Source organism: Streptomyces sp. NPDC047022 (genome assembly GCF_040644155.1).
Taxonomy (GTDB): Bacteria; Actinomycetota; Actinomycetes; order Streptomycetales; family Streptomycetaceae; genus Streptomyces.
On record NZ_JBEYVV010000008.1, the window covers coordinates 135061 to 161680 of the forward strand.

The window sequence follows — 26620 nt, forward strand, 5'->3', positions numbered from 1 at the left end:
CCCAGCTGACCGAAACTGTTGTCTCCCCAGGCGAGCATGGCGCCTTCAGGTTTGCCGCCGTAGGCCACAGCGGTCTGCCGTGCGCCAGGGAACGCGGCGGTGGCCATCAGGGCCGCCACGGCGACGGCGACAACGCGCCTGAGCAGCGGCCTGCCATCGCGTGCGAGAGGCATGGGAATCCTTTCATGCAACTGGTCGGGGACCGGACCGCGGACCGCGCTCTTCGAAGGTGCCGGTTCGGCTTACACCTCATCAGACAGATATGCCGCGAACCTCGACGATTCCTCGCCCATCAGAGGCGATACGCCGGATTTCCCCCTGATGGACCTGCGGGGCAGACGTTGCACCGGCACCGCGCGGTTCCCGTCGCCTCGAACGCCGACGACCGCCTGACCCAGGTGATCGCACCGGACGGCCGCATGCGCCGTATGCCTAAGACCGCTTGCGGCGCCTCAGTCGGGAATGGCGGACGGCCGGGCTCCGGAGGGGAGCCCGGCCGTCTCGCGCCGGTTCACTTCACCTGGGCGGGCCGGGCTCAGGAAACCGGTTCGAGTGTGAAGTCGCGCATGGTCGTCATGTCATCCGCGATCCTCACGGTCCTGGTGGTGGACTCGAAGCCGCTCTTGGCGACGACGACGGTCACCGGGTGGCCGCCGGCGGGAAGCCAGAGGCCGTATGTGCCCTCCTGGGTCGTAGCAAGGGTGTAGCCGCCGGCACTGGAGCGGATCTTGACTGTCGCCCCGGCCAGCGGGACGTGGTGTCCATGACCGTCCGAGCCGAGCACGGTGCCCGCGATCCTGCCCCAGTCCCCGGCCGGCCCGACGTGCATGGTGACCGGAATGGACGGGATCGGGTACGGGGTGTCGGCGCTGAGCGACAGGGCCGCGGTGCAGTCGCCGAAGGTGACGATCCCCGGCGCTCCGGCATTCACGGTGACCGTCACCGTGGTGCTCCGGCCAGGTGCGATGGTCACCGACCCGGGAGCCTCGGAGAGCCAGTCGACGTCGGTCGCGGACGAGTTGCGGTTGTAGCCGGGCAGGAGGGACACGTTGCTGATCGACGGAGCGAGTATCTGGTTGCTCGACAGGCCGCCGGCCACGTAGAACCCGACCGCCCCCGCGCCGCGGTACACGGTGAGGTTGGCGTTGGGCAGCGCGGTCCATGCGTTGGCGGCGGGGCTGTAGGCGTATGTCTGGTTGGTCAGCGTCGGGCGGAAAGCGCCGCTCACCACGCCACCGGAGACGAGCAGTTGCCCGTTGGCGGCGCTGTAGGCGGCGCCCCAGGTGGTGTTCGGCAGGTCGGCGATCGACGACCAGCTGTTGGTTCCCGGGTCGTAGGCGTAGGCGTGCTTGACGGGGTGGTCGCCGTTGTCGCCCGAGATGCCGCCGGCGCAGTAGAGCTTGCCCGCGATGGCACCGCAGGAGGTCCAGGTGACCGGCTCGGGGTACGGGGCGGCCTTGGACCAGCTGTCGGTGTGCGGGTCGTACACCTGGACGTCGGTGACACCGGCGCAGGACAGGGCGTAGCAGCCACCGACCGTGTACAGCTTGTCGCCCAGCACCGCGCTGCCGGAGGCCGCGTACGCGGTCGGCATGTCGGCACCGACGGACCACCGGTCGGTGCGCGGGTCGTAGATCTCCAGCTTGCGGTCGGTGCCGTTCGGGCCGCCCCAGCCACCGGCCACGTAGAGCTTGCCGCCGATGAAGCCGTGGGCGGGCTCCTCCCGGGGATCGGTGGCGGAGGCCAGCTGGAACCAGGCACCGGTGGCGGGGCTGTAGGAGTAGAGCGAGCTGACGTCGCCGTGGCCATTCCAGCCGAATCCGGTGTAGAGCCGGCCGTCGTAGAAGTCGGCCACATTACTGGAGAGCGCGGTGGGCAGATCGGCCGAGGCCTGCCAGGCCGTCCCGGCCACAGCGGTCCGCGTGCCGGTGCCGACGCCCGTGGCCTTGGTGCTCTTCGCGCCCGCGGCACGGCGCGCCGCCAGGACCTTCATCGGCAGCGGAGAGAAGGTTCCCGCGACCCGGTCGAGCGGTGCGCCGCCCCGCGACAGTTGCGGCAGCAGCGCGGGATGCTCGGCGAGCTTCAACGTGGCCGGGGCGCTGCCGTCGTTGCGGACGACCAGCTTCGCGGACTTCTTGCCGCCCGTGGCGACCGCGATGTCGATGGACGCCTGCTTGACGGTGAGTCTGCCTGCCTTCAGCTTGAAGTTGTGCCGGGTCACGCCGTTGGCGGCGACGTCGATCTGCTGTGTGCCGGTGGCGAAGTACGGCTTGGCCGCCGAGAACCGGTGCTTGCCGATGGCCGAGGAGAACATCCAGTAGAAGCCGTCCGGAAGGTTCGGATCAGCCGGTGTGGCGGAGGTGAGCGCCGACTCGGCCGGGGCGTCCTTGCTGGTCACCCTGGCACCGTTGACGGGGGCGCCGGTGTTGGCGTCGGCGACGGTGCCGGCCACCAGGCCTCCGGGGACGGGGTCGTAGCTGCGGTTGCCGACGAAGATGTCGTCCAGCTCCCACCAGAAGTCGCTGTGGGCCTGGTAGCGGAAGCGCAGCTGGACGTCGGACTTGCCACCGTACTGCGCGAGCGGGACCTCGAAGTGGTGCATGCCCGCGAAGCCGAGGTTGCCCTTCCAGACGTTCGTCCAGGTCGTACCGCCGTCGGTTGTCGCGTCGATCATGTCTTCGTCGGTACCGGGCTGACGGGTGAGCTGATCGGTGTCGAAGGTGACGTACGGGGTGGCATCCTTGCTCAGGTCGTAGACCGGGCTGATGAGTTGCGAGTCCTGGGAGGCCGAGGAGCCCGCGAGGTAGCTGTCGACGATGGCGAAGCCGCCCTTGCCGCCGGTCAGGTTGCCGCGATGGCCAGGGTCGTCGAAGGTCCAGCCGCCGTTGGTTCCGGAGGCGTTGACCACACTCCACCCGGCCGGGGCGCCGTTGGTCGAGTCGAACGTCTGCGTGGTCCCGACGCGGTGGACCGCGTAACCCGGCGCGGTCTCAGCGACCCGGTCGACGGGGAGGTCGATCGGGATCGTCTGGTCCGAGCCCGCCACGGTGACCGTCCTGTTCACCTGCTGGTAGCCGGGGTACGCGGCGCTGACGCTCAGGGTGTAGTCGTGGCCCTGCGGGAGGTCGAGGCTGAACCTGCCGGTGACGGGGTCGGTGAACGCCGGACCGCCCGGCACACCACTGGCGGTGATCTTCGCGTACAGCGGCCAGTGGTGACCGGTGCCGTCGGTGACGGTGCCGCTCACGGTGTGCCTGGGCACGGGGGCGAGCATGAAGTTCTCACTCACCTTGCCGCCGTCGGTGACCGTCACCCCTTGGACGGTCGAGTCGGCGAACCCGTATCCGGACGCGGTGAGGGTGTACGTGCCGGTCGGCACGTCGAGCGAGTACGCGCCGCTCGAGTCGGTGGTCGCGCTGATCCCGTCGGCCGAGACGGAGGCCCCGGCGACGGGACCGCCCGCGCTGCTGGTGACCGTGCCGGAGACCACCCCGTGCGGGCCGCTGGTGAACGCGGCGACGCCGTTCGGGGTGCCGAGGCCGGTCGGCCCGTCGTATCCGGTGCCGGCGTTGCACAGGTACTGCGTTGGGCAGTCGCCGTTGTTCCCCGCGGCCACGTCGTTGAGCGCGGCCGGGTGCTGGTACGGGTAGGAGTTGGGGTACGTCCCCGGAGCGGGACTGCCGGCCACCGCGTAGGCGGACGTGATGATGGGCGCGCTGGCGCTGGTGCCGCCGTAGACCGACCAGCCCGTGCCACCGTAGGTCTGGTAGACCGCGACGCCGGTGGCCGGGTCGGCCACGGCCGAGACGTCCGCCACGGTGCGGTTCGCGCAGCCGGTGTCGTGCTGGAAGGCCGGCTTGGGCTCGAACTCGGAGCAACCCGATCCGGTGCCGCCCCAGGCCGACTCCGACCACCCACGGGTGTTGCCGGAGTCCTTGACCAGGGACGTGCCGCCCACGGAGGTCACGTACTGCGAGGCGGCCGGGTATGAGACGCCATAGCCACTGTCACCGGCGGACGCGACGATCGCGACACCGGGATGGTCGTAGTGCACGTCGGCCGTGGTGGTCTCCGACGGGTCTTCGCCGCTGTCCTCCTCGTCGTACTGCGTGCCGTAGGAGTTGGAGACATATTTGGCGCCCAGCTTCACTGCCTCGTCGACGGCCGCCCCGAGGTCATCGCCGTTCGGGTTGTCCGCCTCGACCAGGAGGATCTTCGCGTCGGGGGCGGCGGCGGACACCATGTCGAGGTCGAGCGAGATCTCGCCTGCCCAGCCCTGGTCGGGCGCGGGATAGTCGGTGTCGCCGCGTTGGGACACCTTGGTGAAGCAGCCGTCGGCGGTCGTGCAGGGCGGCAGCCCGTACTTCGCGCGGTAGGCCGCGAGGTCCGCCTCCGCGTTGGGGTCGTCCATGGCGTCGACGACGGCGATCGTACGGCCGTCACCGCCGGTCGTCGGCAGGTTGTAGGCGCTCTGCAGGTCCGTCGGTCCATAGCCGGGTGGCATGGCGTCGGCGGCCAGACGGGCATGGTTCCCCGTATCCGTGCGGCGCAGCGCGAAACAACTGTAGTCACCCGGCTTCGGGGCGGCACACACCCGCTCCGCCGGCTTCGGGGAGGGGGCGACCGTGCCGGCCGTGACGCTCGTCCGGGCTGCGGGATGTGCCGACGTGGCTGCTTGGGCCGGGACTTCGATACCGAGCATCGTCAGGGGTACGGCGATCAGAGCGGCTCCCTGGAGCAATGTGCTCCACCGTCTTGGCTCCCGTCGCTTCGAACTGCCCAATTTTGGACTCCTGGTGTTGGTGACCGTGTCCGACTGGCCTGTTTGTGCAGGCAGTGGAGGCTCCGGCGTGCCGCGTATCTGTCGGCTGGTCAGCAGGCCAGTGCTGCTGCTTGAGAGCGAAGGATCCCAACGGTCGTGGAACGACGGACATGGCCGCGGCACGGCGGATGGTCGCCATATGGCCAGGAACCGCCATCGTCGGCGTGGAGCCGTCGACGATGAGCACGGCACGGCACCCTGCGGAACCTCGTCCTGGGTTGCAGGGCCCGGCAGCGGGCCGGTGCGGGCGATGGTGCGATCGGCCGCCGCCTACGAAATCCCGACATGGACGAGGCGGGGCGGACTCCCCACGAGGGACACCCCCACCGCAACCGCCCGCCCCCTGTGGTCGTCTTGTGCGCTGACTCTGCACGAAGCGGGGATATGGGGGACGTTGTGACGCGGAACGTAACGAAGGTCGCTCTCATGGTGGTGGCCATGACGACGGTACTCGGGGCCTCGGCCTGTGGCGGGGAAACCGGCGCGGCCGCAGGGGGCAACGGCGGGACGCTCCCCGCGCACGGAAAGAAGGAGTCCGTGGCGTCCTCCGGGGACGGGGTGTCGTCCGGCTCGGTGTCGACGTCTCCCGGCGCCGTGGAGAAGTTGTCCGGGATCGCGCGGACCACGGCGTCGCCCATCACCCGGCACGTGCCGTGGAACCTGGACATTCTGGACCAGCGGTCCCGGCCGCTGAACGGGAAGCTCACCACCACCGCCACGGGCCAGGGCGTTCATGTCTATGTGATCGACACCGGGATGGACATCGCCCACAAGGAGTTCGGCGGACGCGCCCACCTCGGCGCCGACTTCGTGGGCTCGAAAGACTCCGGTGACTGCTTCAGCGAGGCGGGGATCGGCCACGGCACGTTCGTCGCTGGCATCATCGGCGGGGCGAGGTACGGGGTGGCGCCCAAGGCGCAGCTCGTACGCGTCCAGGGAATCCTGTGCGAGAGCGAGGGCGGCGGCTCCCCGGCAGCGGCCGAGGCGGCCTTGGTGAAGTCGGTCAAGTGGGTCACCGCGCACGCGCAGAAGCCTGCGGTGGTGAACATGTCTCTCAACCTCGACCACCGGTCGGCGGCCCTGGAGTCCGCCGTGAAGAACATGGTCGACGCGGGGATCCCGACGGTGGTGTCGGCAGGCAACTTCCATGACGACGCCTGCAGGCACTCCCCCGCCGGCGTCCCCGGCACCATCGTCGTGGCGGCCTCCACCTCGAACGACCGCGCCTGGAGCGACGGCGGCTCGTACGGATCGGGCTACGGACGGTGCGTGGACCTGTACGCCCCCGGCCAGAAGGTGACCGCCGCCCTCGCCGGCGGCGGTACTACTACGGAGAACGACGGCGCGACGTCCTGGGCCGCACCGCATGCGACCGGCGTGATCGCGCTGTACCTGTCGGCACACCCCCACGCCACGGCCGACCAGGTCCACGTCTGGCTCGACCACACGGCCACCCGCGGTGTCCTGCACGGCATCCGCTCCGACACTCCCAACCGCCTGCTCAACACCGGCGGCCTCTGAACTGCCCCGGCCGCCCCGGCCGCACGGTCACCCGAGCGCCGCGGCTCACCGGAACGGCGGGCACGAGTCGCTCGGTCACCGCGCACACGAAAACTGGGAGGCGCCGCGCGGGCGCCTCCCAGTCGAAGCCGACGGCGAGGAAAGCGAAGGAACTTGTTTCGGGACAGGAATTGAGAAGGAAGCCCCTTCATGGCCTCGCCATGGCCGACCCTAGCACTCAGCCAGGAATCAAGTCGCGCAGATTTTCGAGGGTGATGACCGGGGAGTCCGGGTGCAGTCCCTCGGGACGTTCCAGACCGATGTACGTCACGGGCTCGTCGGGGAGCGGCTCGCCGTCCCACAGATCCACGGCTGTGGCGTCGCCGGACATCAGGTCGATCAGGTACCGCACCGTCAGGTACTCGCGCTCCACGATGGCACGCACCACCTTGGAAACCGACACCTGGTTCTCCTCGACCCGGTTGGCCGACGAGACGCCCTTCAGATACAGGTGCAGCCACTTCGCGCGCCACCGGCCGTCGTCCTCGCGCCGGAACACCAGCGGCAGCGCCACTCTGCCCACGCCGCGAAGCTCGGACTTCATCCGCACCGTGCGCGGTTCGAACGGTCGGCCCTTTTGCTCACCGTCTCGCAGCATGAAACCGAAGAACGACTCCTCGACCTCCTCGAAGCTCTCGCCGGCGTAGATGTTGACCTGGGGAACGATGAATGCGCTGCGCACCCGGTCCAGGGACAGGCTGATGAACTCCGAGGCCCCGTCGGGCGCCTCGGTGACATCGCCCGAGTGCACGCCCCCGACAGCCGTGAGGGATGTGTAGGAGAGCCAGGAGTCGGTGCTGTAGTCGACGTGGAGGAGCAGCGCCGAGAGGTCGTAGTCGGTCCGTTTCTCGGTCTGCTTCCAGTACACGAAGAAGCGCAGCTGTTCGCCGTCGACAGCCGAGAGCGAACCTCGAGGCAGTACGCCGAACCCGGCCGCGGTCGCCCTGCCGCTGAGCGGGAGCGCTACGTCGAGGACGTCGGGGTCGAGCAGCAGTCGGCCGGGCACCGGGAGCCTGCGGCGCACCTCGGCGTCGAGGGCGGCGATCAGACGATCGCGGTCGGCGGCGGGGACAGGAGGCCGGACGTCGGTGGTGACCCAGCCGCGGCCCCGCCGGTTGACGAAGACCCGGGGTTCGCCGGCCTCCCGCTCCCGGTTCTGGAAGTGCTCGCGGACGGAAAGCACGACCCGGCCGGAGACCTCGGGGGCGACCCGCACCGCGGCGGCCACCACCGCGTCCCGCTCTTCCTGGTCGTCGGCGATGCGCAGCAGGAGGTCCAGGGCACGGAACAGCTTGCCGGGAGCGGACTCCAGCAGCCGCACCGCACCGAGGACGTCGAACTCGTCGAGCAGCTTCTCGACACGACTGTCGAAGGACCTCGCCTCCTTCTCGCCCCTCGCCACGGCGAACACATCGGCGGCGTGCGGCCAGCGCGGGTACTCGTGCGGGTGAAGGCGCTCTCCGAGTCGCTTGAAAGGCTCGCGGTGTGCGTGTACGTCGGCCAGCTTGGCGGGGTTCGCCGCGACCACGGTGTCCAGGCCCGCGAGCAGCGCACGGCGGGCCGGCCGCGAGAGAGCCCGAAACCGGGTCGGCTCCTGCAGCGTCACGTCACCGCCCGACAGCGCGCAGGCAAGCCGCAGCACGTCAGTGACGGTGTCCAGCAGGAGGTCCGCGCCGGCAGCGAGACGGGCCTTGTTGACGACCGCCCGGTTCTCGCGGACCGGGATGGACTCCGGCTGGGGGCCGAGAGCGCACCGCTCGGCGAGGGTCTCGAGGTCGCGCAGGTCGTCCTCGCTGAGTGGCGTCGTGCTGCCTGCCAAGGCCAGGTACAGGTCCGTGAGCTCGTCGTCCAGGTCCCGCCCGAGGTGCAGCACGGTCACCCGGTCGCCCGCCGAGGCGATCAGCTCGTCCTGCGCCGCGAGCATCTCCTCGTAGGTGTGCTGGTAGCGGCCGTACGCAGGGAGGCTGAGCAAGTCCAGAACTCCGTTTGCCAGCTGCGTCAGGACGTTCTCGCGCGACTGCTCATCGCCGAGCGCCTTTGTCACACACCGCATCCAGAATTCTTCGGTGTCCGGTACGTTCGCCGGAAAGTCGATGAAGTACGAGTTGTGCCGGGCATGGTCGCCCACGATCTCGCTCACGGTGCGCAGCGTCCGCTCGGCCGTGTGCACGACCACGGCCTCGGACAGTCCCGACAGCCGCCCCAGCAGTTCCGCCGAGAGCTTGAAACCCACGGATGTCAGCGCCGCGTCGAACTGCCGTGCCGCGGTGGCTCCTTGCCCGGCGGAGCCCTTGGGGGAAGAAACGCGGTGGGTGTGCCGGATGACCAGCGATTCGAGACTGTGCGCCATTCGGGGATGATCGCAGAGATGCGCGAACCAGCGCACGGGAGTTTCTGTGTGCGCTCCGACGCCGCGGTCGCACCCGCCACAGCGAGACCGGCTCCAGTCCGGCTCCTTAATAACAGCCGTGCGCTCAGGTCCAGCAGCGAGTGAGCAGGACGTACACCACCCCCACGGCCGCCACGACCATCCACACTGCGATCACGAAGCACACCGACCACAGCCCCCACAGAAGCCACCGTACTTCCCTGCGTATTCGCATGACCTGATCATGGCGGCTTGAAGGTGGTCGACGGAACGATTCGCTGATGTCCTCGGGTGAAATCGTTCCGCTGCAGGCAGGCGATCTCCTCGCGATAGTCGTCCATGTAGTGCGGATTCGACTTTGGGTCCAGCTCGGGTGGGGGGAGGGGCCACTTGGAGGTGCATTTCTTGGCGGCCTCCGGGTAGTACTCCAGCCGTAGATCGTGATCTTCATGGCGGATTCTCGGCTTGTCGGCGGTAATGGCTGGCCTGGGCTCGGGCCTGGTGGCGGCGTCGCCAGGCGGACCAGCGAAGCCTGTGGGCCACGTCGTGCACGGGCCGGACGACAAGCGTCGTGAACAGGCGCTGGATCTCGTTGCAGGTGAACGGGATCAGCCCGTGGGGGGGCGGGATGGCGGGCGTGTTCGTCGGCGCGGACGACGGCGAGGAAAGCGTGGGCGAGCATGGCGAGAGTGACCCAGCGGGACCACGAGGTGAAGCGGCGGACTTGGTGCTCGTCCAGCCCGGCCAGGCCCTTTCCGGCCTGAAAGGTTTCCTCCACTCGCCACCTTGATCCGGCGACGCGGACGAGGGTGGCCAGGGGCACCTGGGCGGGTGAGAAGCAGCGGTAGTAGGCCAGTTCACCGGTGGTGCGGTTGCGGCGGATCAGCAGCCGGTAACTGCCGGGCCGTTCGTCGGCCAGGTCGATGACGGCCCAGTCGTAGAAGCGGTGCCCCTTGGCTCCGGCCCCTGCCGACAGCTTCTGCCAGGCCCGCCTGGGCACCTTCGCGGCCGGGGCGTCCGCGCGGAACTTCCCTGCACCGGTGGTGACTTCGGCCGAGCAGGCGACGGCGAGCACGTAGCCGACCTTGCGCTCTTCCAGCACGGACCGCAGCTTCGGGTTGCCGCCGTAGACCTCGTCGCCGGCGACCCAGCCCACACGGTGCCCGGCGTCGAGGAACCGGCCGATCATGCGGGCGGCCAGCTCCGGCTTGGTCGCGAAGACGGTGTCGTCGCCGAGCCCGGCTGCGCGGCAGCGGTCCGGGTCGCACGTCCACGAGCGCGGAACGTACAGTTCACGGTCCACCGCCGCGTGCCCGCGGCGGCCCGCGTAGACGAGATAGACGGCGACCTGTGCGTTTTCGATTCTGCCGGCGGTGCCGGTGTACTGGCGCTGGACACCGACGGTGTGCGCGCCCTTCTTCACATCCCCGGTCTCGTCGACCACCAGCACCGCGTCCTCATCGTGCAGATGCTCCAGAACGTACTCACACACGTCATCACGCACGGCGTCGGCGTCCCACCTGGCCCGGCCGAGCAGGTGCTGCATGCCGTCCGGACTCGCCTCCCCGGCCCATTCGGCGATCGACCAGCAGTTCTTGCGCGGCAGGTCCGACAGCAGCCCCAGTACCAGGTCCCGCACCCGGCGCCGGGGCTCAACCCGCGCAAACCGGCCCGCTATCCGGCCCATCAGGACCTCGAACACCTCGCGCCAGCGGGCAGGGTCTACGCTGTGACCCGCGGCCACCGTCTCTTCGTTTGTCCACACAACACACGATGATCAGCGGTGGCCGTACCCGTCTGCCAGCCGACCTGTACTGGCTGTCCCGAGTCAGAGGCTGAGGGGTTCATCGGTCGCCGGGCGTAGGTCCCTCGCCTCATGCGCGCTTTGAGCCTGCTGGCTATGGTCGGCACTTATGCAGACCACGGGGATTGTTCGCCGCCAGGCGGCGGAGCGTAGGCGCGACACTCTGGAACGGCTCGTCACCGAGCGGGATGTATGGGTGTCGACAGCACATCCCGATCACGGGCCGCACCAGGTGCCGCTGTGGTTCATGTGGGATGGGCGAGCAGTGTGGATGTGCACCAGTGCCACTTCCGCGACTGCGCGGAACGTCCGCGAGGAGCCGCGCGTGCGCCTGGCGCTGCCGGACACCTTCGATGTGGTGCTTCTCCAGGGTGAGGCGGAATGCTTCCTGGACCAGGACGTGCCCGGAGACGCGGCCGAGGCGTTCGCCGCCAAGTTCGGGTGGGACCCGCGAGCGGAGGAAGGTTCCTTTCTGTATGTGCGCGTGGTGCCGAAGAGTGTCCGCGCTTGGCGCGGCGAACCGGAACTACGCGGCAGAGTCATCATGCGCGACGGGACGTGGCTGGAATAGCGGCCGTCCCTGACTGACGCCCCACTCCCCACCAGCAAGATCACGATCTACGGCTGGAGTAGTAGGCCGGGTCCTTCATCAGGTCTTCCTTCGTGGATACCCTCACCTTCAGGTGGGGAGGAAACGAAGCTCCCGCGTGAGCGGGGCAGGGAAAGCCGATTCGCCGTCAGGGCGGATCGGCGTACACCAAAACTGCTGGTGAGGGACATCGTAAAGAGCAATGGGGGCTCAACTGTCAGTCGTCCCGGGTAGCTTCGGATGCATGACGGCAGAAGCGATCACGGAAGGGTCCGGGCACGCGCGGTACACCTACCGTCTGCGCCTGTCGTCCACGGCGCAGCGGTCAATCGAAGCCGAGTGGGACCGGTGCCGGTGGGTGTGGAACGAGTGCGTCGCCAAGTCCAAGGCCGTGCACCAGCTCAACAGGGCGAGGGGTGGGAAGCTGACGTGTGGGCCGGTGCAGCTTGCGGCGATGCTGACCCAGGCCCGTGCTCACACGCCGTGGCTGCGGGAGGGCGCGTGTGTTCCGCAGCAGCAGATCGTCCGGGACTTCGGCAAGTCCCGGGCGAAGGCGCTGAAGGACATCAAGGCGAAGCTGCCGATGCGGCAGCGGGCCGGGATGCCGAAGTACAAGAAGAAACGCGAAGCGCTGCCGACCCTCGAATACACCAGGCGCGGGTTCCGGCTGAAGGTCGGCCGCCTGCGTCTGGCGGGCGGGATCGTGCTGACGGTGGTGTGGTCGCGTGAGCTTCCGTCCGATCCGTCGTCGGTGCGCGTGTACCGGGACAGCCTTGGCCACTGGTATGCCTCGTTCGTCGTTGCCGTCCAGGCCGAGCCGTTGCCCGCGACCGGCCGCGTGATAGGCATCGACTGGGGGGTGCGGGAGACCGCGACCACCACGTCCGACGCCCACGACCTGCCGCACCCGCAGCACGGGAAGATGGCCGCGCAGAAGCTGGCCGGGTACCAGCGGATGATGGCGAGGCGCAGGCCGGAGCGCGGGCAGCCCGGGTCGAAGGGCTACCGCGAGGCGAAGCGGCAGACCGCGAAGCTCCACCGGAAGGTGGCCGCCCAGCGTCAGGACACCGGCCGCAAGTGGGCCAAGCGTGTCGTCCGCGACCATGACGCCCTGGCAGTTGAGGACTTCCGGCCGAAGTTCCTCGCGAAATCGACGATGGCCCGCAAGGCGGCTGATGCCGCGATCGGCGCCACCAAGCAAGCCCTGATCGAGATGGCCCGCAAACACGGGCGCATCCTGCACCTGGTCAACCCCGCGCACACCACCATGGACTGCGCACACTGCGGAGCGAGAACCAAGCACCGCCTGCCTCTTTCCGAGAGAACGTATACGTGCACCGCATGCGGAACGGTGTCCCCACGGGACAAGAACTCCGCCTACGTGATGCTCGTCCGGGCTGGTCTCAACCCGGCTAGTGCTGATCTTGTAAGCCCTGCCCCCTGCTACGGGGCAGGCAAAGTGAGCTAGGAATCCCCCTCGCTTACGAGGGGGAGGAGTCAAATTGGGGACACGCCAGCCGCCCCGGATCGGTCCGCGGAGGTTGTGGAATCCGATCTGCTCGAGGCGGCGGTTGGCGCAGGCGTTCTTGAACCCTCCCCCAGCTGAAGCAGGGGGATTCCTGGCTCAGGAATCCCTGCAGGTCAACGACCTGAAAGGTCTTACTCCCTCAACGCCACCCGGGACGGAACCTGCCCGGTTTGTACAGCAAAGTCAGGTGGTGATTGTGCTGGCTTGGTTCTCGCGCAACACGTTGTACGCGCTTGGTTCTCGCAACGCACAGCGCACAGGCTACCCGTCACGTACGCGGTCTTTCGCCCTAAGGGCGAAATCCCGTTTCCTGCCCTGCTCCGCAGGAGCTTCGTTTCCTCCCCCGGCTCAAGCCGGGGGTATCCACGAAGGAAAACCCCGATGACCCGGGCTCTCTGCCGAACGGTATGAAAGCAAGTGTCAGATCGCCAACAGCATCTTGTCTGCCACACAGGGGATCCACAGGGGCAACGGCGGTGCGCGGGGCACACAAGCGCGGGTGCGAGGGAGCGTCCGCCCCCGCGGATTTCCGTTCTGGCTGATGGCCGCTGCGATCGGCTACCGGTGTGGCATGTTCCGCTTTGTTGCGCGCCCGGCGCCGTTCGGCTTTCCAGGCGGCCGAATTGTGTCGAACCCCGAAACGAGCGCGTGCGCGCAGAAGATGTGCGATCTTCGTCACGCGATCATTGCCAGGTACACGTGATACCGTCCGGAACGGATCGCGATCTTCTTGCGAGATTCTCACTATGTCGCTGCCAGGGGGGTGGCCTTGCGACGGGTCGAGGCAGGCTGTCTCAGCCGTCTGACCGGACTACCGGCGATCCCGCGGCACACACCCATCCAGCGACGTTGTGCCGCCCCATCATGCTGCGCGCGCAGAGCTCAACGGAGCCTGCGACGCCACCAGCATCAGGAACCACGAGGATTCAGGAAAGCATGAAACGAAGAAAGGCCGTAGTCGGCGCCACACTTGGCGCAATGGTGACGGTCGGCACCACTCTGGCCCCCGCGGCCGGCGCCGCACCCTCGAGCCCTCGGGCCAAGGTGACCAACCCGGTCATGTGGGGCATTGAGGCCGGGTCCATCGCCCAGGACACCGCTACCGGCAAATACGCCGGCCTCGCACCCGCCATCGATTCGTGGTTCGTGTCGCAGGCCGCCTCCACCGCTCCGGTCTCCACGATGACCGCGGCACGCCAGGCCGGTGCGGTACCGATGATCGCCTGGTCTCCCGAGGGGAACCTCACGCAGATCAAGAACGGGCAGAAGGACGCCCAGCTCATCTCGATGGCAAAGTCCCTCGCCGCCTACGGCCACCCCTTCTACTTCCGGCCCTTCGCTGAATTCAACACCAACTGGGAGACCTACAGCCTGGGCCGCGAGGGCAACACCCCGCAGGCACTGTACGGCGCCTGGCGCAGGGTCTTCCGCATCTTCCGCCAGTACGCCGGCAAGAACGCGCTCTTCGTATGGACCGTGGGTTACTCCGGTTCCATCACGCCGCTGAAGACGGCCTGGCCGGGCAGCGACTACGTCAACTACGTGGGCATCGACGCCTACGACTGGTGCACCTCACCCACCTGGTGCCCGGGCGACCAGTACCGGTACAAGACAATCCTCAACGCCCTGCGCACGTTCGACGGCGGGCGTCCGGCGATCCTCGCCGAAACCGCAACCGGCCTGAAGACCGCCGACAAGGGCAAGTGGCTCGGCGCGGCGTTCAAGACCGCACAGGCCGACGGTATCGACGCCCTGGTGTGGTTCGACGAGATCGTTCCCAACTCCACGCAGCCCGACTGGCGGCTCGCCACCCCGCCCTCCGCACAGGCCGGCATCCAGGCCGCGCTCAGGCAGCCCAACGTCGCCTCCCCGAAGTACCGCGACATCACCACGCTGGAGAAGTACGCGGTATCCGCCAGCTGGGACAGGGCCATCCACTCCTGAGGATTTCGCGACATCCGGGGCAAAACAGCCGTGACGGCCGGGTGGCCCGAAGTGTGATTCCTCCGTTTCACCATGGTGAAAGCACTTCGTCTGCGCTCCATACGAGCGCAGCATCCGCCCGGCCCACGACGCTTCGGGCTTCCCCTGCAGGTCAAGGCCTGTCCGCCCGAGGCAAGGCTCACCGACGCCGACCTGTCCAGGGCGAAAGCGCGAAAAGTGCCGCTTCGTGATGCTCGTATGGGATGCGTGCGGTGGAATGTCGACAGGGAACGAATCCGGCTGGGCCCGACCCACGGGCTCGGCAGGGTACGGCCTCGCCTTGGGTCTGACGGCACCGTGGTGTCCTGGTTCACCCAGGCTCCGCCTTCCGCAGGCCGGAAAGGAGCCCGATATGGACGACGCCCTCTCCACCAATGTGCTCTTTGTCGGTGCCGGGCCGTACGGACTGTCGGCGGCCGCCCTCGCACGCGAGCGCGGCATGGATACGCAGGTGGTCGGACGGCCGATGGGCTTTTGGTATGAACACATGCCTGAGGGGATGCTGCTGCGTTCGGGGACGGACTGGCACCTGGACGCAGCCGGCGTGCACACCTTCGAGGCTTACCTGCGTGAACGAGGCCTCACCCGCGACGAGGTCGTCCCGATCCCCCTCGCCCTGTTCCGTGATTACGCGGAGTGGTTTCGCCGTGTCAAACAGGTGACCGTCCGGCTCGAACACGTACTGGACATCACGCGGCGCGACGGCGGGTTCGATGCAGAACTCACCGGCGGGGGACACATCCACGCCCAGGCCGTGGTCGCCGCTCCAGGCGTGGGATATTTCCGGCAGGTGCCCGGCTGGGCGGCCGGTGTGCCGGAAGCGCGCGCAACTCACAGCGCCGGCCTGGTCCGATTCGATGCCTTGGCGGGCCGGCGTGTCCTGATCGTGGGCGGCCGGCAGAGCGCGTACGAGTGGGCGGCATTGCTGGCCGAACACGGTGCCGACCGCGTCGATATCGTCCACCGCCACCCCGTTCCCCGCTTCGAGGCAGTGAGCTGGAAATTCTTCGACGACTGCGTCGAGGGCACCTTGCGGGTAGCCGGGTGGTGGCGCCGGATGACGGCTACGGAGCGAAACGCAATTGTCACGCAGTGCTGGCAGGCCGGGCGGGGGACGCTGGAGCCATGGCTGCCTGCCCGGCTGAACCCCGAGGTGGTCCACGTCTGGCCCGATGCGGAAATCGTCCATGCGCGCGGCGGCGAGGGGGACGACGCGGTGCGGGTGACGTTGTCCGGTGCCGAATCCCTGACGGCCGATCAGGTCGTGTTCGCCACCGGATTCGCACCTGACCTGGCACGTGTCCCCTACCTCGCCGGCCTCCTCGACCGGATCGCAACCCGCGAGGGATTCCCTCTGCTTGACGAGAACTTCCAGACATCCGTTCCCGGTCTCTACCTCACCGGCTTTGCGGCCTCCCAGGATTTCGGCCCGTTTCTCGGTTTCGTCAAAGCCGCCCCGGCCTCGGCCACCATCCTTGTGCGTCATCTCCAGGCCCGCTTGGGATGACACGGGAGCCGCACCGTGCACAACGCCGACAGGCGGCGATGACGGCGTGCTGCCGGCTCGACTGTCACACCGCCGTGCGACCGAGGGGGCCGTGCCGTGGGCGACGTCCACGGCCTGCACCACGCCTTCGCCCCGCGCTACTCGGGCCACACGGGCGGGCGCTTGCCCAGGAAGGACGCGATCCCCTCGCGGGCTTGCGGAGTCTGTGAGGAGTCGGCCATGACCTCGCGGGCGATGGCGTAGGCGTCTGCCTCCGGGCGGTCCAGTTGCGCATACAGGGTGCGTTTGCCCAGTGCCTTGCTGGCTGCGCTGCCACGGGTGGCCCGGGCGAGGAGTTCTTCGACCGCCTCGTCCAGCTCGCCGTCCGGTACCACGCGGTTGACCAGCCCCCACTCCAGTGCGGTGCGGGCGTCGATCACGTCGCCGGTCAAGGCCATCTCCATCAGCCGCTTGCGCCCGATGGACCGTGCCACCGGCACGGCGGGGGTATGGCAGAACCAGCCCCCCTTGCCGCCGGGCAGCGCGAACCCGGCGGACTCCGCGGCCACGGCCAGGTCGCAGGATGCCACCAGCTGGCATCCGGCGGCCGTGGCCAGCCCCTGCACCCGGGCCACCACCACCTGGGGAACGGACTCGACCAGCCGCATCACGTCGGTGCACAGCCCCAGCAGCTCGCGCGTGCCGTGAAGATCCAGGGCCAGCACGTCCGCGAAGTCGTGCCCGGAACTGAACACCGGCCCCTGCGCCGCCAGCACGATCCCCCGCGCGGGAGAGTCGGCCACGTCGGTCAGCGATTTCTGCAGCTGTTGAAGCATGTCCCAGCTCAGGGCATTCCTGCGCTCGGGATGATTCAGGACGACCCAGGTGAAATCACCCCGGGTGGACAGGATCACACGCTCGGAACCGGTCACGATCCCAGCCTACGCCCGGGCCACGCCGCGCACCGGCTGCGCCACAGCGCATCCGATGCCCGCGGCACGCGGGCCCTGTGCACCCCACCGTGCAGGGGCGCGAGGGCGCCTCCAAGATCCGCACCGGCCACGACCCGGAGAACATGGCCGCCCTCCGCGGCCAGGGGTCCTCACCCGGACGTGGCCGGGGCGACGGCGCCGCTCAGTTGGTGCAGTGGTAGACGGGGGAGATGGGGCTGCCGGTGCAGTTGCTGGGGGTGTTGTTGGTGATGGTGGAGTCGCGGAAGACATTGAACTGGTCGCCGGTAGAGACACCGCCGACGGTGGCGGCGCTGTTTTCGGTGATCTTGGTCTTGTTGAGCTGGATGTTGCCGTAGTAGGTGTAGCCCGGGTAGGTGAAGTTGTAGATTCCGCCGCCCTGCGAAGAGGAGCCGGTGGCCTGATTGCCAGTGACGCGGACGTCGTCGAGGACAAGCGCGTATTGGTTGTAGATTCCGGCGCCCTGTCCCAGGGTGTCCGTCACGGTGTTCTCGCTGACCGTGGTGCGGGTCAGCTTGAGGTTCGACGTGTTGTACACCCCGCCGCCGTAGGAGACTGCCGTGTTCCCCGAGATCTGACTGTCCTGGAACGTGGCACTGCCGTAGGCGTAGACGCCTCCACCATAATCGGCGGTGTTGCCCTTCACCTTGGCCTTGTAGCCCTCCAGCGTCCCGTCGTTGTAGGTACCACCCCCGTAATAACCAGCGCTGTTGCCCTCAACACGGGTGTTGCGCAGGGTCATGGAGGCGTAGTACTCGACGTACAAGCCACCACCGTAATAGCCGGCCGTGTTGTTCGTGATGGCGGAGTCGTCGATCTCGATCCTTCCTAGGTCGTCCATCACGGCACCGCCGTAGTAGGTGGTGCTGTTGCTGTCGAAGGTGGAGTGGTCGATCTTCGTGGTCCCGCCGTCCGCATACAGTGCCCCGCCCTCGGGCGACTGGTTGCCGCTCAGCCTGGAGTCCTTGATGGAGAGTTCGCCGGTGTTGAGGATGCCTCCGCCGTAGTAGGTGCTGGCGGTGTTGGCGGTGACGCTGGTGTGGGTGAGGGTGGCACTGCCGAAGTTGGCGATCCCTCCTCCGTAGTCCGTCGTGTTGGTGTTCCCGGTGACGGTGGAGTCGACCAGGGTCAGTCTGGCGCCACGCTGTACGTAGATGCCGGCGCCGAACAGCCCGGAGGTGGCCAGACTGCCGCCCTTGATCGTGAGGTCGTACGTGGTGAGGTCGCCGTCGGGGGCGTCCACTTCGAAGATCCGGAAGTCCCCGCCACCGGTGCGTTCGATGGTGGCGCCGTTGCCCTTGATGGTGATCTTCTTGGTGATCGCCGGGAGTCCGTTGTCGGTGCTGTTGTAGGCGCTGGTGAGCTGATAGTCGCAGTTCCGGGCCAGGCTCAGGGTGCCGCCGCCATTGGCGTTGGCGGTCTCGATCGCGCTGATCAGCGCGGCCGTGTCGCAGGCCACCGGCGTGCCGTGGTCACCGTCGTGGTCGGCGGCCGCGGCAGGAGTGGCGATACCGGCCAGGAGCAGCACGGCGGCGATGGACGGCGGGGCGAGACTCACTCTCACGGGGACTCCTCATGACGGGGCAGCGCCTGGTCCGGACCTGGGCTGACGTCGAGTTGGGCGGTGGGTAGCTAAACGCTCCACCCGTCGCATCAACCCTCTGACACACCACATGACCCGTCATGGCCACCCGGACAGCCCCGCAGACCGTCCGTCCCGAACCACGCGGCCCAGGACGGTGGCTTCGCCGACGCCGGGCCGGTCTGTCGCCCCGGCACCCGCCCCCGCCGCATCACCCTTCGTCGCGCAGCCGGGCCGCCAGGGAGGTCAGCGGCTCGGTCTCCTCGGTGTGGCCCAGGGCGGTGAGGTTGGATACCGCGGCGTCGAGGCGGGTGATGGCCGGGGCGGGGCGCTCCAGGTAGATGCCCTCCACAGCACCCGCGAGACGGACGCATTCGGCCCACTCGCCGACGTGGTCCGCGTCGGGTCCCGGTTCGCCGAGCAGGGTGAGGGACTTGTCCAGGGCGGCCAGGGCGGTCTCGTACTCACCGGCGTAGGCGTTGACCCGTCCATGTTCGTAGGCGAGGGCGCTGTCCAGGGAGCGACCGCTCGCCTCGTACCCCGCGGCGCGGGCCTCCTCGGCGATCCTTCCCGCGTCGGCGAGGAGGGCGAGGGCGTCGGCCAGGCCGTCGGAACCCTGCCGCTGGGCCTGGAGCCGGGCGAGTTCGCGCAGGCAGCTGCTGAGCTGCTCGTAGCGCGGGGCCTGCACGTGGGCGGCGAGTGCCTGGTTCGCGGCCTCACGAGCCCGGCCGAACTCGCCGGACTCGGCGAGGAGTACGGCAGCCTCCGAGGCGATCATGGCATGGCTCCCGGGGTCGTCGTCCCAGTGCGCCGACTCGGCCGCGAGGGCGGCGAACTCCGCCGTGGCGGCCTTGAGGTCCTCCCCCTTGTGCAGCGCGCGGGCGCGGGTCAGGCGGAGCTGGGCGACGAGCCGGTCGTCCAGTTCGCCGGCGGTGACGTCCGGTTCGGCCAGGAGGGAGTCGATCAGGGCGATGCAGTCCTCGACTCGGCCCAGGTCGAGGCTGAGCTGGGCCGCGTTGCTGTAGGTGCAGAAAGCGTCCGTCCGGTTGCCGTGGCGCAGTTCCAGCTCCGCGGAGCGCGTGAGGTGCCGCAGTGCCTCGTCGGGGCGGCCCAGGTGCATGCCGGCCTCTGCCAGATCACCGTGGAGGCGGACGGTGTCGACGGTGCCGGACGGCCAGTCGGCGGCCAGTCGCAGGCTCTCGGTCAGGTCCGCGTGCGCGGCTCCCGCGTCCCGCAGGCCGAGCTGGATCCGGCCGCGCAGTCCGAGCGTGCGGGGCAGGTGCCAGGCAGGGCCGTGCGCCTTCAGCCGGTCGAGGAGGGCGTCGATCTCCGTGACCGCTGCGGGCAGATCGCCGGAGAGAGCGTATGTACTGGTCCGCAGCAGGAGGGCTCCCGACACCTGACCGGCTATGTCGTGCCGGGTGGCGAAGTCGAGCAGCACGTCCACCTCGGCGAAGACCGGCGCGACGTGCTCCTCGTTCCTCGACGTCTGCAGACGCAGGCCGAGCGCGGTCGCCTTCAGCCGCAGCAGACGGGCCTCCTGGTACGGGGGGAGGCCGGGCGTCTCCTCGTGCAGCCGGACGAGGGCATCGTGGGCGGCGGTCAGCGCGGCGGCCTTCACCTCGGCTCCGTCGGCACCCTCATCGGGGATCCCCCCTGCGGGGAGCAGGGCGCAGGCGCGGGCGAGCACCGCGTGACCCGGCGCTCCGGCCTCGTCGTACAGGCTCGCGGCCTCCTCGTACAGGGCGGCGGCTTCGTCGACCTGGTCCTTCTCGGCCGCCCGGCCCGCCTCGTCGGCCAGCAGGTCCGCCCGCAGCTGTACGAGCGGTCCCAGGGCGGGGTCGTCGGGGTGGGCGTAGTCGGGGGCGGCGACGAGCGTGCGCAGCCGTGCCCAGCAGGCCGCCGCGTCCGGGTGCCCCTGCGTCTCCAACGCCCGTGCCTGGGCGATGAGTTCGCGCAGCGAATCGGGGACGGCGGCGGCCGTGCGGACGGCGGGCGCGGCAGCCGGGGCGGCGGGGGCCACGTCGTCGAGGCCGCGGGTGCGCAGGGTCAGCTCCAGGGCGTCCAGGAGGGGGGCACGGTCGAGGCGGGCCCTGCGCCGGTCGGTGTGGGCCGTGGTTCCGTTGCGGGCGTCGAAGCGGGCGGCGAGGTCGTCGGCGCGGCCACCCACCTCGGCGCGCAGGCCGGCCACCGTCCAGGTGCGGCCCGCGTATCCGGCGGCGGGCAGTTCGCCGTGGCCGAGGAGTTCGACGCGCTGGAGGAGGACCTCCACGCCGGTCAGGTAGCTGAGCAGGTCCAGCGGCGAGTCGACGTCGTCGAACAGGCTCCGGTTCTCCGCGAGCAGTTCCAGGCCGCGTGCCTCGTTGCCGGTCAGCGCGCAGAACTCCAGGTGCCGGCCGACCTCGCCGGACATCGAGGGGTTTCGGCGGCAGGCGCGGTAGCCGGTGAGGTGCAGTGCGCGGGCCCGATCGGTGCGGCCGGTGCGCAGCAGCGGAAGCGGCGCGTACGAGGTGGAGCGGGCCGGCTCTTCCCGGCAGGACTCCTTCCCGTTCAGGACGGGCTCCCAGGCGCGCAGCGCCCGCTCGTCGTCGCCCGTCGCCAGGTGATACCGAGCGCGCTCGCAGGTCTCACAGGCCTCGCAGTCGGTGAGGCTGGTGCGGGTACGTGCCGCCCACAGCTCGTAGGCGAGGGTGGTGTCCTCGCCGACGTGGGCGGCGAGTTGGTACGCCTGTCCGTAGTAGGGCTGGAGGCCGAGGCCGGCCTTCTCGTACCGGTCGTGCATCTCCGCCGACCACTGGCGCAGGCCGGCCAACGGCACCTCGGGCAGCGCACGCAGGGCGTTCGCCACCCACTTGAACCGCCAGAACAGCGTGTGGCGCAGGCGCTCGTCGAAGACGTCGGGCTGCTCGTCGAACAGGGTGAGCAGACGGGCGAAGACGACGGGCGACTTCCGGGGCTCGGAGCCGTAGGTGTACGCCTCCTGGAGTTCCAGGAGCGCGTGGACGAGCGGGCGGGGCTCCGCGAACTGTTCGGCGGCCTCGACCAGTTCCTCGGCGGTGACGGTGCGGGTACGGCCGTAGGGGCGCCGGTCGTTCTCCTGGAGCCCTTGGTACAGCTCGTCGATGGTCTGGGGTGCGGTCGTCATCGTCAGCTGTCCTTGCGGAGGGCGTGGGCGAGAAGGTCGAGGAAGGAGCGGTTGATGAGGCTCGATTCGGCGGGCCTGAGGGGGCGCCGGGACAGCATCGCGGCCTGCCCGTAGAGGGCTTCGGCGCTGGTGCGGGCCAGTTCGGGTTCATCGATGGTGACGGCCGCACGGACCAGCGGATTGAGCTGGTTGAGGATCAGCTGAGCCTGCGGAGCCTCCTGACGCAGATGGCCGAGGATGTCGCCCCACAGGCCGCCCTGCTGCTCGCGGGCGAGCTGGGAACGGGTGCGCTCGTGCCGGGCCTCGCGGCTGTCGAGGAGGAGGGCGGGGGCCGAGGCGGGCTTGAAGGTGCGCAGCGCGACGTCGCAGTCGAAGACGGCGAGGGCGTCCCGGGCCAGGGCGAGGTAGGCCGCTGCGGCCAGTTCCGTCTCCCGGTCGACGGGGTCGAGGTGGGCGGTGAGCGTCGCCGGGTCGAGGTCGGCGACGCTGGCCTCCGGCCTGATCTCCGGCAGCCGGTGGACCAGTTCACGGTCGTAGGTGTAGCCGCCGTTGACGACGCCGAGCCCGGCGGCCGAGGCGATCGCCGCGACCTGCCGGAACTCCTCCACGCTGGATGTCACGAGCACGGTGCGGTGGGTGCGCGCGAACTCGTCCAGCGTGGCGTGTCCGTCGGTGGTCTCGAACGGCAGCCACGGCAGCAGCATCCGCAGGATCTCGTCGTCGTGCACGGCCAGCGACTTCACGGCCAGGTGGTGGGCCTGGAGGAAGCGGCCGAGGAGGTCCGGGTCGCCGGCGGCGGTCCGGGCCATCCACGCGCGCAACCGCTCAGCGAGGGCGTCACGGACCGCGGCGAGGGTGTCGTCCTCGTACAGGGACTCGCGGGACGCCGTAGGGCGCAGGCTCTCGGCGTCGACGACGCAGCGGACGAAGAACGCCCACTCGGGCAGGATCTCCTGGGCCTGCTCGGGCAGCAGCATGCCCTTGACGTGCACACGGTGGCCATGGCGGCGCCCGGCCGGCACCGCCTCGGGGAGCACGCACGCGATGCCCTTCAGGCCCACGGCGGGCAGGTCCAGCTCGATGGTGTCCAGCGGCGTGAATCCGAAGACCTCCTCGCCGTACGCGGCCAGCGCGCGGGAGCGTGCTCCCGGCGTCGGGTACGTACGCGCCCAGGGTGCGGGCTCGGGGTTGACGGATGCACCCGGGCCGCCCGTGCCGTCGGCGAAGGTCACGGGATGGCGCAGCAGGGAGCCGAAGTGCCGGGCCAGCGCCTGCACCTGTGCCGGCCGGGTCCACTCGCCCGCGTCGGCGCGCGGAGTCAGCGTGACGGTGGTTCCGGGCCGCGGGCGGGCGGAGACGGGCAAGGTACGGACGGAGTAGCTGCCGTCGCCGCGTCCCCGCCACTCCACGGCGGGGGCGTCGGGGGTGCGGGCGGAGCGGCTCAGGACATGGATCTCGTCCGCGACCAGGAAGCAGGAGAGCAGGCCGATACCGAACTGGCCGATGAAGTCGGCACGTTGATCGCCGGGATTCCCCCAGCCTCGAATGGGCTCGTCCGGGGTGACCCCCATGGCGCGCTTGCTGCTGCGGCCGATCGTGGCGAGGAAGGTGTGCACGTCGGCCTCGGTGAGACCGACACCGTCGTCCTCCACGCGTACCACCGAGCCGTCGGCGTACAGACGGATACGGAACGCGTCGGCGGGGGCGCCGGGTTCGAGGCCCTGGCGCGCGGTCAGCGCGTCCACCGCGTTCTGAAGGAGTTCGCGCAGGTAGACGCGTGGGCTGGAGTAGAGATGATGGGAGAGGAGATCGACGAGGCCGCGCAGATCCACCTGGAAGGTGCGGTCGGCGTCGGCGGGGCTCGAAGTGGTGTCGGGCAGAGTCATCGGGCAGTCCGGGGTGAGGTGAGCGACGAGCGGCGGATGAGGTGGCGGGTTCAGGCGTTGCGCCGGGCGCGGGCGTACTTCTCTTCCGGCTGCGCCATGAACCGCCAGGGCCACGGGGTGTAGGCGCCTTGCAGCTCGCGGAAGACGCGCGGCGTCGCGGTGCTCACATGGGCCAGGGACAAGGCCATGGCGAAAATGTTGAAGTCCTGCTGCCAGCCCGGGCGACGCACATGGGCGGGGTGGAGGATGCTGTGCTCGGCCGCTTCCACCAGTTCGTCCTGGATCTCGGGGCTTCTGAGGCAGTTCTCATGGTCGGACTCGACCCAGTCCTCGATGTGCGCCATGGCGATCACACACCCGAGGCGATGGCCCTCCGGCGCACCGGCGAACGCCTTCCGGGCGAACGCCAGGGCCTCACCCGGCTCGCCGCCCCAGCGAGGCTGCAACTGCGACACCCACTCGATGTGGGTCTCCAGGTCCAGCGGGTCGCGGCGCAGGGCGGCGTCGAGCCGGGCCTCGTTGACGGCGGGGCCCAGCGACATGCCGCGGCCCGAGGTGAGGAGGCGGCGCCACGGCGTGACCCATTCCGGCCGCAACTCGGCGGCCTCGAGCAGCTGCTCCTCGGCGATGCGGAGCCGCTCGCCGAAGACCCGCCACTGCTCGCGCGTGACGTTCGAGGCACGCGCGCTGGTGCGCGCCTCCCACCCCCAGCTGATGTGGCGCGCCCCGGATATCAGCAGGGCCGTCGCCCGGTGCTCCTTGTCCTCCTCGACGGCCCGGCCTATCCAGTCCTGCACACCGTCGAGATCGGACAGCTCACCGAGGACTTGGTGGTCGCGGCCGAGATCGAAGGGGGCCAGCGCCACCGTGACCGCCTCCCAGTCACCCGCGGCCGCCGCCTCCACCAGCGCGAGCACCCGCGTGTCTCCGAGCGCGCGCAGCCGGTACACCCCGTTCTTCGGCCTGCGCGGGACGGGCAGGGCGTACGGATCCGCCGCCGGTCTCTCCGCACTCCTGCCGAACAGCTTGTCGAACATGCCGCGTCCTCCCCCACGTTCCGCGTGATCGGCCCGTGCAGCATAGGCGCCCCCACCGACACCACTTCCACAGGGTTTCCACCAGTGCTTCACCATTTCGGTCCCGCCCTCGCGCCGCTCCCGGTTCCAGCCGACAGCGCGGCAGGGAAGCGGCACAGACGAACGGAAGACCCTCGCTCACCGCGGGCGCGCGCCCGGTCGGCACCGCGCGCGGCGTCTCGCGCACGGTCGAAGTCCGGCACACAGTTCGCGTTGATCGCCTTGTCGTCCCGCTCAATACGGGCGATCGCCTCTTCGGTCAGTTGCGCCGAGGCCACTTCACCGACATGCAATGCAGCCGCGAGCATTTCCGCCGTCTGAAGACTCCACTCCATGAATCGGACCGTAACTGCCTCTGGAACAGGTCACGATATGCCGCCTCACGCAAGGGGATGGCTTGTCTCAATGCTCGCCATTTTCCTCTCCGGCCACGGGCACTCACCATTGCCGGCGACCCGGATCGCACCCGCTGGAGTGGCTCAACCACACGGCGGAGCAGGAGTTCTGCCTCAAGGCGTGTATCGGCAACCGGCGCAGCAGGTTCGCGGGCCGTGGCGGCCAACGAACCCCTGGGTGCCGAGTATCCGTGCTCAGACCGCCGGCCACCGCACACGGACGGCTGCAGGCATGAGCTGACGCTCGGGTCCGTCGGGCCACCCCTGTCAGGGCCAGGCGGAGGTCGAGGAACAAGCTCGAATGCATGGCCATTTCCTTACCCTCAGCTCAACGCCCCTTTCCGAACGACGACTACCGTTCCCGACGAGGCAAGGACAGCACGGCAGCGAGGGAGCGGGCGCGGTGAGGCCGCACATCAGGCAAGGCAAGTTTCACGGGGCACTGGCCGGCACGATCGCGGTGGCCTTCGCGGTCGGCGGTTGCGGCGCGAGTGGTGGCAGCGGAACCAGTCCGGCCACCGCTCCCTCTCACCCTGCCCCCACCGGCAGCAGTCCGAACCCCGGGCCCAGTGTCACCGCCTGGCACAAGTGGGGCCTGACGCCGCTGCCTGAGCCCCCGAAGCCCCCTGCCGACAAGCCGGTGAAGCTCTCCGCCACCGGAACGGTTCCGGTCTTCACCCATATACCGACATCGCAGAAGGTCGTCTTCATAACCGTCGACGACGGTCAGGAAAAAGACCCGAAATTCGTCGCGATGATGCGGGACCTGAAGATACCGATAACGATGTTCCTGATGAACGACGCCGTCAAGTCGGACTACGCCTACTTCAAGCAACTGCAGGCGCTGGGCAACCCCATAGAGAATCACACCCTGCACCACCCCGCCATGAACACCATCCCGCTGGGCCGCCAGAAGGAAGAAGTGTGCGGCGACCAGAAGATACTCACCAAGGAATACGGCACCGCGCCGCTGCTGTTCCGGCCGCCCTACGGTGCCTACAACAGCAACACCAAGATCGCGGTGGGTGAGTGCGGGCCCCGGGCGATCGTCTGGTGGCGGGAGTCCATGCAGATCCGCAATATGCAATACCAAGACCCGGACAAGAAGCTTCGTCCCGGCGACATCATCCTCGCCCACTTCCGAGGGCCCTCAGAGCTCAAGGGCGCCACGATGACGCAGATGTTTACCAATCTACTCAAACGCATACAAGAGCAAGGGTTCGCGGTGGCTCGTCTGGAAAACTACATCCAGCCGCCGGCCGGCTGATCGCCAGGACCGACAAGCCGTGCCGCTTCGATCAGAGCGTCTCGTCCCGACAGGGGTGTCCGGTGGGTCGCGGCAGTCAAGCGAGGCCGGCAGCATCGATGCGTCTCCGGCTCCACCCCTGGACCGTCCGACTCGGCCCCACGTCTCCGTGATCACCC

Annotated in this window: 15 protein-coding genes and 2 pseudogenes; 7 read left to right on the forward strand and 10 right to left on the reverse strand. The window is 69.1% G+C overall.

The genetic code is table 11. From position 1 onward, the window contains the following. Positions 1–535: 535 nt before the first annotated feature. The gene (locus tag ABZ845_RS11990) at positions 536–4741 is read right to left on the reverse strand and encodes a carboxypeptidase regulatory-like domain-containing protein (protein ID WP_360976728.1); all 4206 of its coding nucleotides are present in this window, start codon (positions 4739–4741) and stop codon (positions 536–538) included. A gap of 519 nt (positions 4742–5260) precedes the next feature. On the opposite strand from ABZ845_RS11990, the gene ABZ845_RS11995 reads away from it, so the two are divergent. Continuing rightward, complete coding sequence (locus tag ABZ845_RS11995; RefSeq protein WP_360976731.1) at positions 5261–6343, forward strand: S8 family peptidase; 1083 nt, start codon at positions 5261–5263, stop codon at positions 6341–6343. Between the two features lie 217 nt (positions 6344–6560). Here ABZ845_RS11995 and ABZ845_RS12000 read toward each other — a convergent pair whose 3' ends face one another. The 3 genes and pseudogenes from ABZ845_RS12000 to ABZ845_RS12010 all read right to left on the reverse strand — a co-directional run bounded on the left by ABZ845_RS12000 (position 6561) and on the right by ABZ845_RS12010 (position 10437). Further along, positions 6561–8732, reverse strand: a complete 2172-nt coding sequence (locus tag ABZ845_RS12000; protein WP_360976734.1) for a hypothetical protein — start codon at positions 8730–8732, stop codon at positions 6561–6563. A gap of 124 nt (positions 8733–8856) precedes the next feature. After that, positions 8857–8985, reverse strand: coding sequence for a hypothetical protein (locus ABZ845_RS12005; RefSeq protein ID WP_360976737.1), 129 nt, complete (start codon positions 8983–8985; stop codon positions 8857–8859). Positions 8986–9197: 212 nt separating this feature from the next. Beyond that, a pseudogene (locus ABZ845_RS12010) lies at positions 9198–10437 on the reverse strand (IS701 family transposase). Between the two features lie 226 nt (positions 10438–10663). On the opposite strand from ABZ845_RS12010, the gene ABZ845_RS12015 reads away from it, so the two are divergent. From ABZ845_RS12015 to ABZ845_RS12030, 4 genes are all read left to right on the forward strand, one after another. Beyond that, a complete protein-coding gene (locus tag ABZ845_RS12015) occupies positions 10664–11125 on the forward strand; it encodes a pyridoxamine 5'-phosphate oxidase family protein (protein WP_360976740.1) in 462 nt (153 codons plus the stop codon). A gap of 262 nt (positions 11126–11387) precedes the next feature. After that, on the forward strand, positions 11388–12611 hold the full coding sequence (locus ABZ845_RS12020; RefSeq protein ID WP_360976743.1) for a transposase: 1224 nt from the start codon (positions 11388–11390) through the stop codon (positions 12609–12611). Between the two features lie 1038 nt (positions 12612–13649). Next, the gene (locus ABZ845_RS12025) at positions 13650–14615 is read left to right on the forward strand and encodes a glycosyl hydrolase (RefSeq protein ID WP_360976746.1); all 966 of its coding nucleotides are present in this window, start codon (positions 13650–13652) and stop codon (positions 14613–14615) included. A gap of 391 nt (positions 14616–15006) precedes the next feature. Beyond that, the gene (locus ABZ845_RS12030; RefSeq protein WP_360976749.1) at positions 15007–16161 is read left to right on the forward strand and encodes an FAD-dependent oxidoreductase; all 1155 of its coding nucleotides are present in this window, start codon (positions 15007–15009) and stop codon (positions 16159–16161) included. Positions 16162–16298: 137 nt separating this feature from the next. On the opposite strand, the gene ABZ845_RS12035 is transcribed toward ABZ845_RS12030, so the two are convergent. Further along, positions 16299–17072 (reverse strand): enoyl-CoA hydratase-related protein, encoded by a 774-nt coding sequence (locus ABZ845_RS12035; RefSeq protein ID WP_360976752.1) that lies wholly within the window; start codon positions 17070–17072, stop codon positions 16299–16301. Positions 17073–17149: 77 nt separating this feature from the next. On the opposite strand from ABZ845_RS12035, the gene ABZ845_RS12040 reads away from it, so the two are divergent. Beyond that, positions 17150–17293 (forward strand): hypothetical protein, encoded by a 144-nt coding sequence (locus tag ABZ845_RS12040; RefSeq protein WP_360976755.1) that lies wholly within the window; start codon positions 17150–17152, stop codon positions 17291–17293. Here the strand turns inward: ABZ845_RS12040 and ABZ845_RS12045 are convergent. From ABZ845_RS12045 to ABZ845_RS12065, 5 genes and pseudogenes are all read right to left on the reverse strand, one after another. Next, positions 17275–18675, reverse strand: a complete 1401-nt coding sequence (locus tag ABZ845_RS12045; RefSeq protein WP_360976757.1) for a hypothetical protein — start codon at positions 18673–18675, stop codon at positions 17275–17277. The genes ABZ845_RS12040 and ABZ845_RS12045 overlap by 19 nt on opposite strands. Before the next feature lie 229 nt (positions 18676–18904). Beyond that, positions 18905–21838 (reverse strand): hypothetical protein, encoded by a 2934-nt coding sequence (locus ABZ845_RS12050; protein ID WP_360976761.1) that lies wholly within the window; start codon positions 21836–21838, stop codon positions 18905–18907. A 2-nt stretch (positions 21839–21840) separates the two neighbouring features. Then, complete coding sequence (locus tag ABZ845_RS12055; protein WP_360976764.1) at positions 21841–23724, reverse strand: HSP90 family protein; 1884 nt, start codon at positions 23722–23724, stop codon at positions 21841–21843. 50 nt (positions 23725–23774) lie between these two features. Continuing rightward, positions 23775–24761, reverse strand: coding sequence for a hypothetical protein (locus ABZ845_RS12060; protein WP_360976767.1), 987 nt, complete (start codon positions 24759–24761; stop codon positions 23775–23777). 176 nt (positions 24762–24937) lie between these two features. Then, positions 24938–25135: pseudogene (locus tag ABZ845_RS12065) on the reverse strand (amidase); the annotation flags it as partial. 463 nt (positions 25136–25598) lie between these two features. On the opposite strand from ABZ845_RS12065, the gene ABZ845_RS12070 reads away from it, so the two are divergent. Beyond that, on the forward strand, positions 25599–26462 hold the full coding sequence (locus tag ABZ845_RS12070) for a polysaccharide deacetylase family protein (protein WP_360976769.1): 864 nt from the start codon (positions 25599–25601) through the stop codon (positions 26460–26462). Positions 26463–26620 lie beyond the last annotated feature (158 nt).

Bases quoted from the DNA above. Each gene is read 5' to 3' on its own strand.
- ABZ845_RS11995 (WP_360976731.1), top strand. From the start codon at position 5,261: ATGACGACGGTACTCGGGGCCTCGGCCTGTGGCGGGGAAACCGGCGCG.
- ABZ845_RS12000 (WP_360976734.1), bottom strand. From the start codon at position 8,732: ATGGCGCACAGTCTCGAATCGCTGGTCATCCGGCACACCCACCGCGTT.
- ABZ845_RS12005 (WP_360976737.1), bottom strand. From the start codon at position 8,985: ATGCGAATACGCAGGGAAGTACGGTGGCTTCTGTGGGGGCTGTGGTCG.
- ABZ845_RS12015 (WP_360976740.1), top strand. From the start codon at position 10,664: ATGCAGACCACGGGGATTGTTCGCCGCCAGGCGGCGGAGCGTAGGCGC.
- ABZ845_RS12020 (WP_360976743.1), top strand. From the start codon at position 11,388: ATGACGGCAGAAGCGATCACGGAAGGGTCCGGGCACGCGCGGTACACC.
- ABZ845_RS12025 (WP_360976746.1), top strand. From the start codon at position 13,650: ATGGTGACGGTCGGCACCACTCTGGCCCCCGCGGCCGGCGCCGCACCC.
- ABZ845_RS12030 (WP_360976749.1), top strand. From the start codon at position 15,007: ATGGACGACGCCCTCTCCACCAATGTGCTCTTTGTCGGTGCCGGGCCG.
- ABZ845_RS12050 (WP_360976761.1), bottom strand. From the start codon at position 21,838: ATGACGACCGCACCCCAGACCATCGACGAGCTGTACCAAGGGCTCCAG.
- ABZ845_RS12055 (WP_360976764.1), bottom strand. From the start codon at position 23,724: ATGACTCTGCCCGACACCACTTCGAGCCCCGCCGACGCCGACCGCACC.
- ABZ845_RS12060 (WP_360976767.1), bottom strand. From the start codon at position 24,761: ATGTTCGACAAGCTGTTCGGCAGGAGTGCGGAGAGACCGGCGGCGGAT.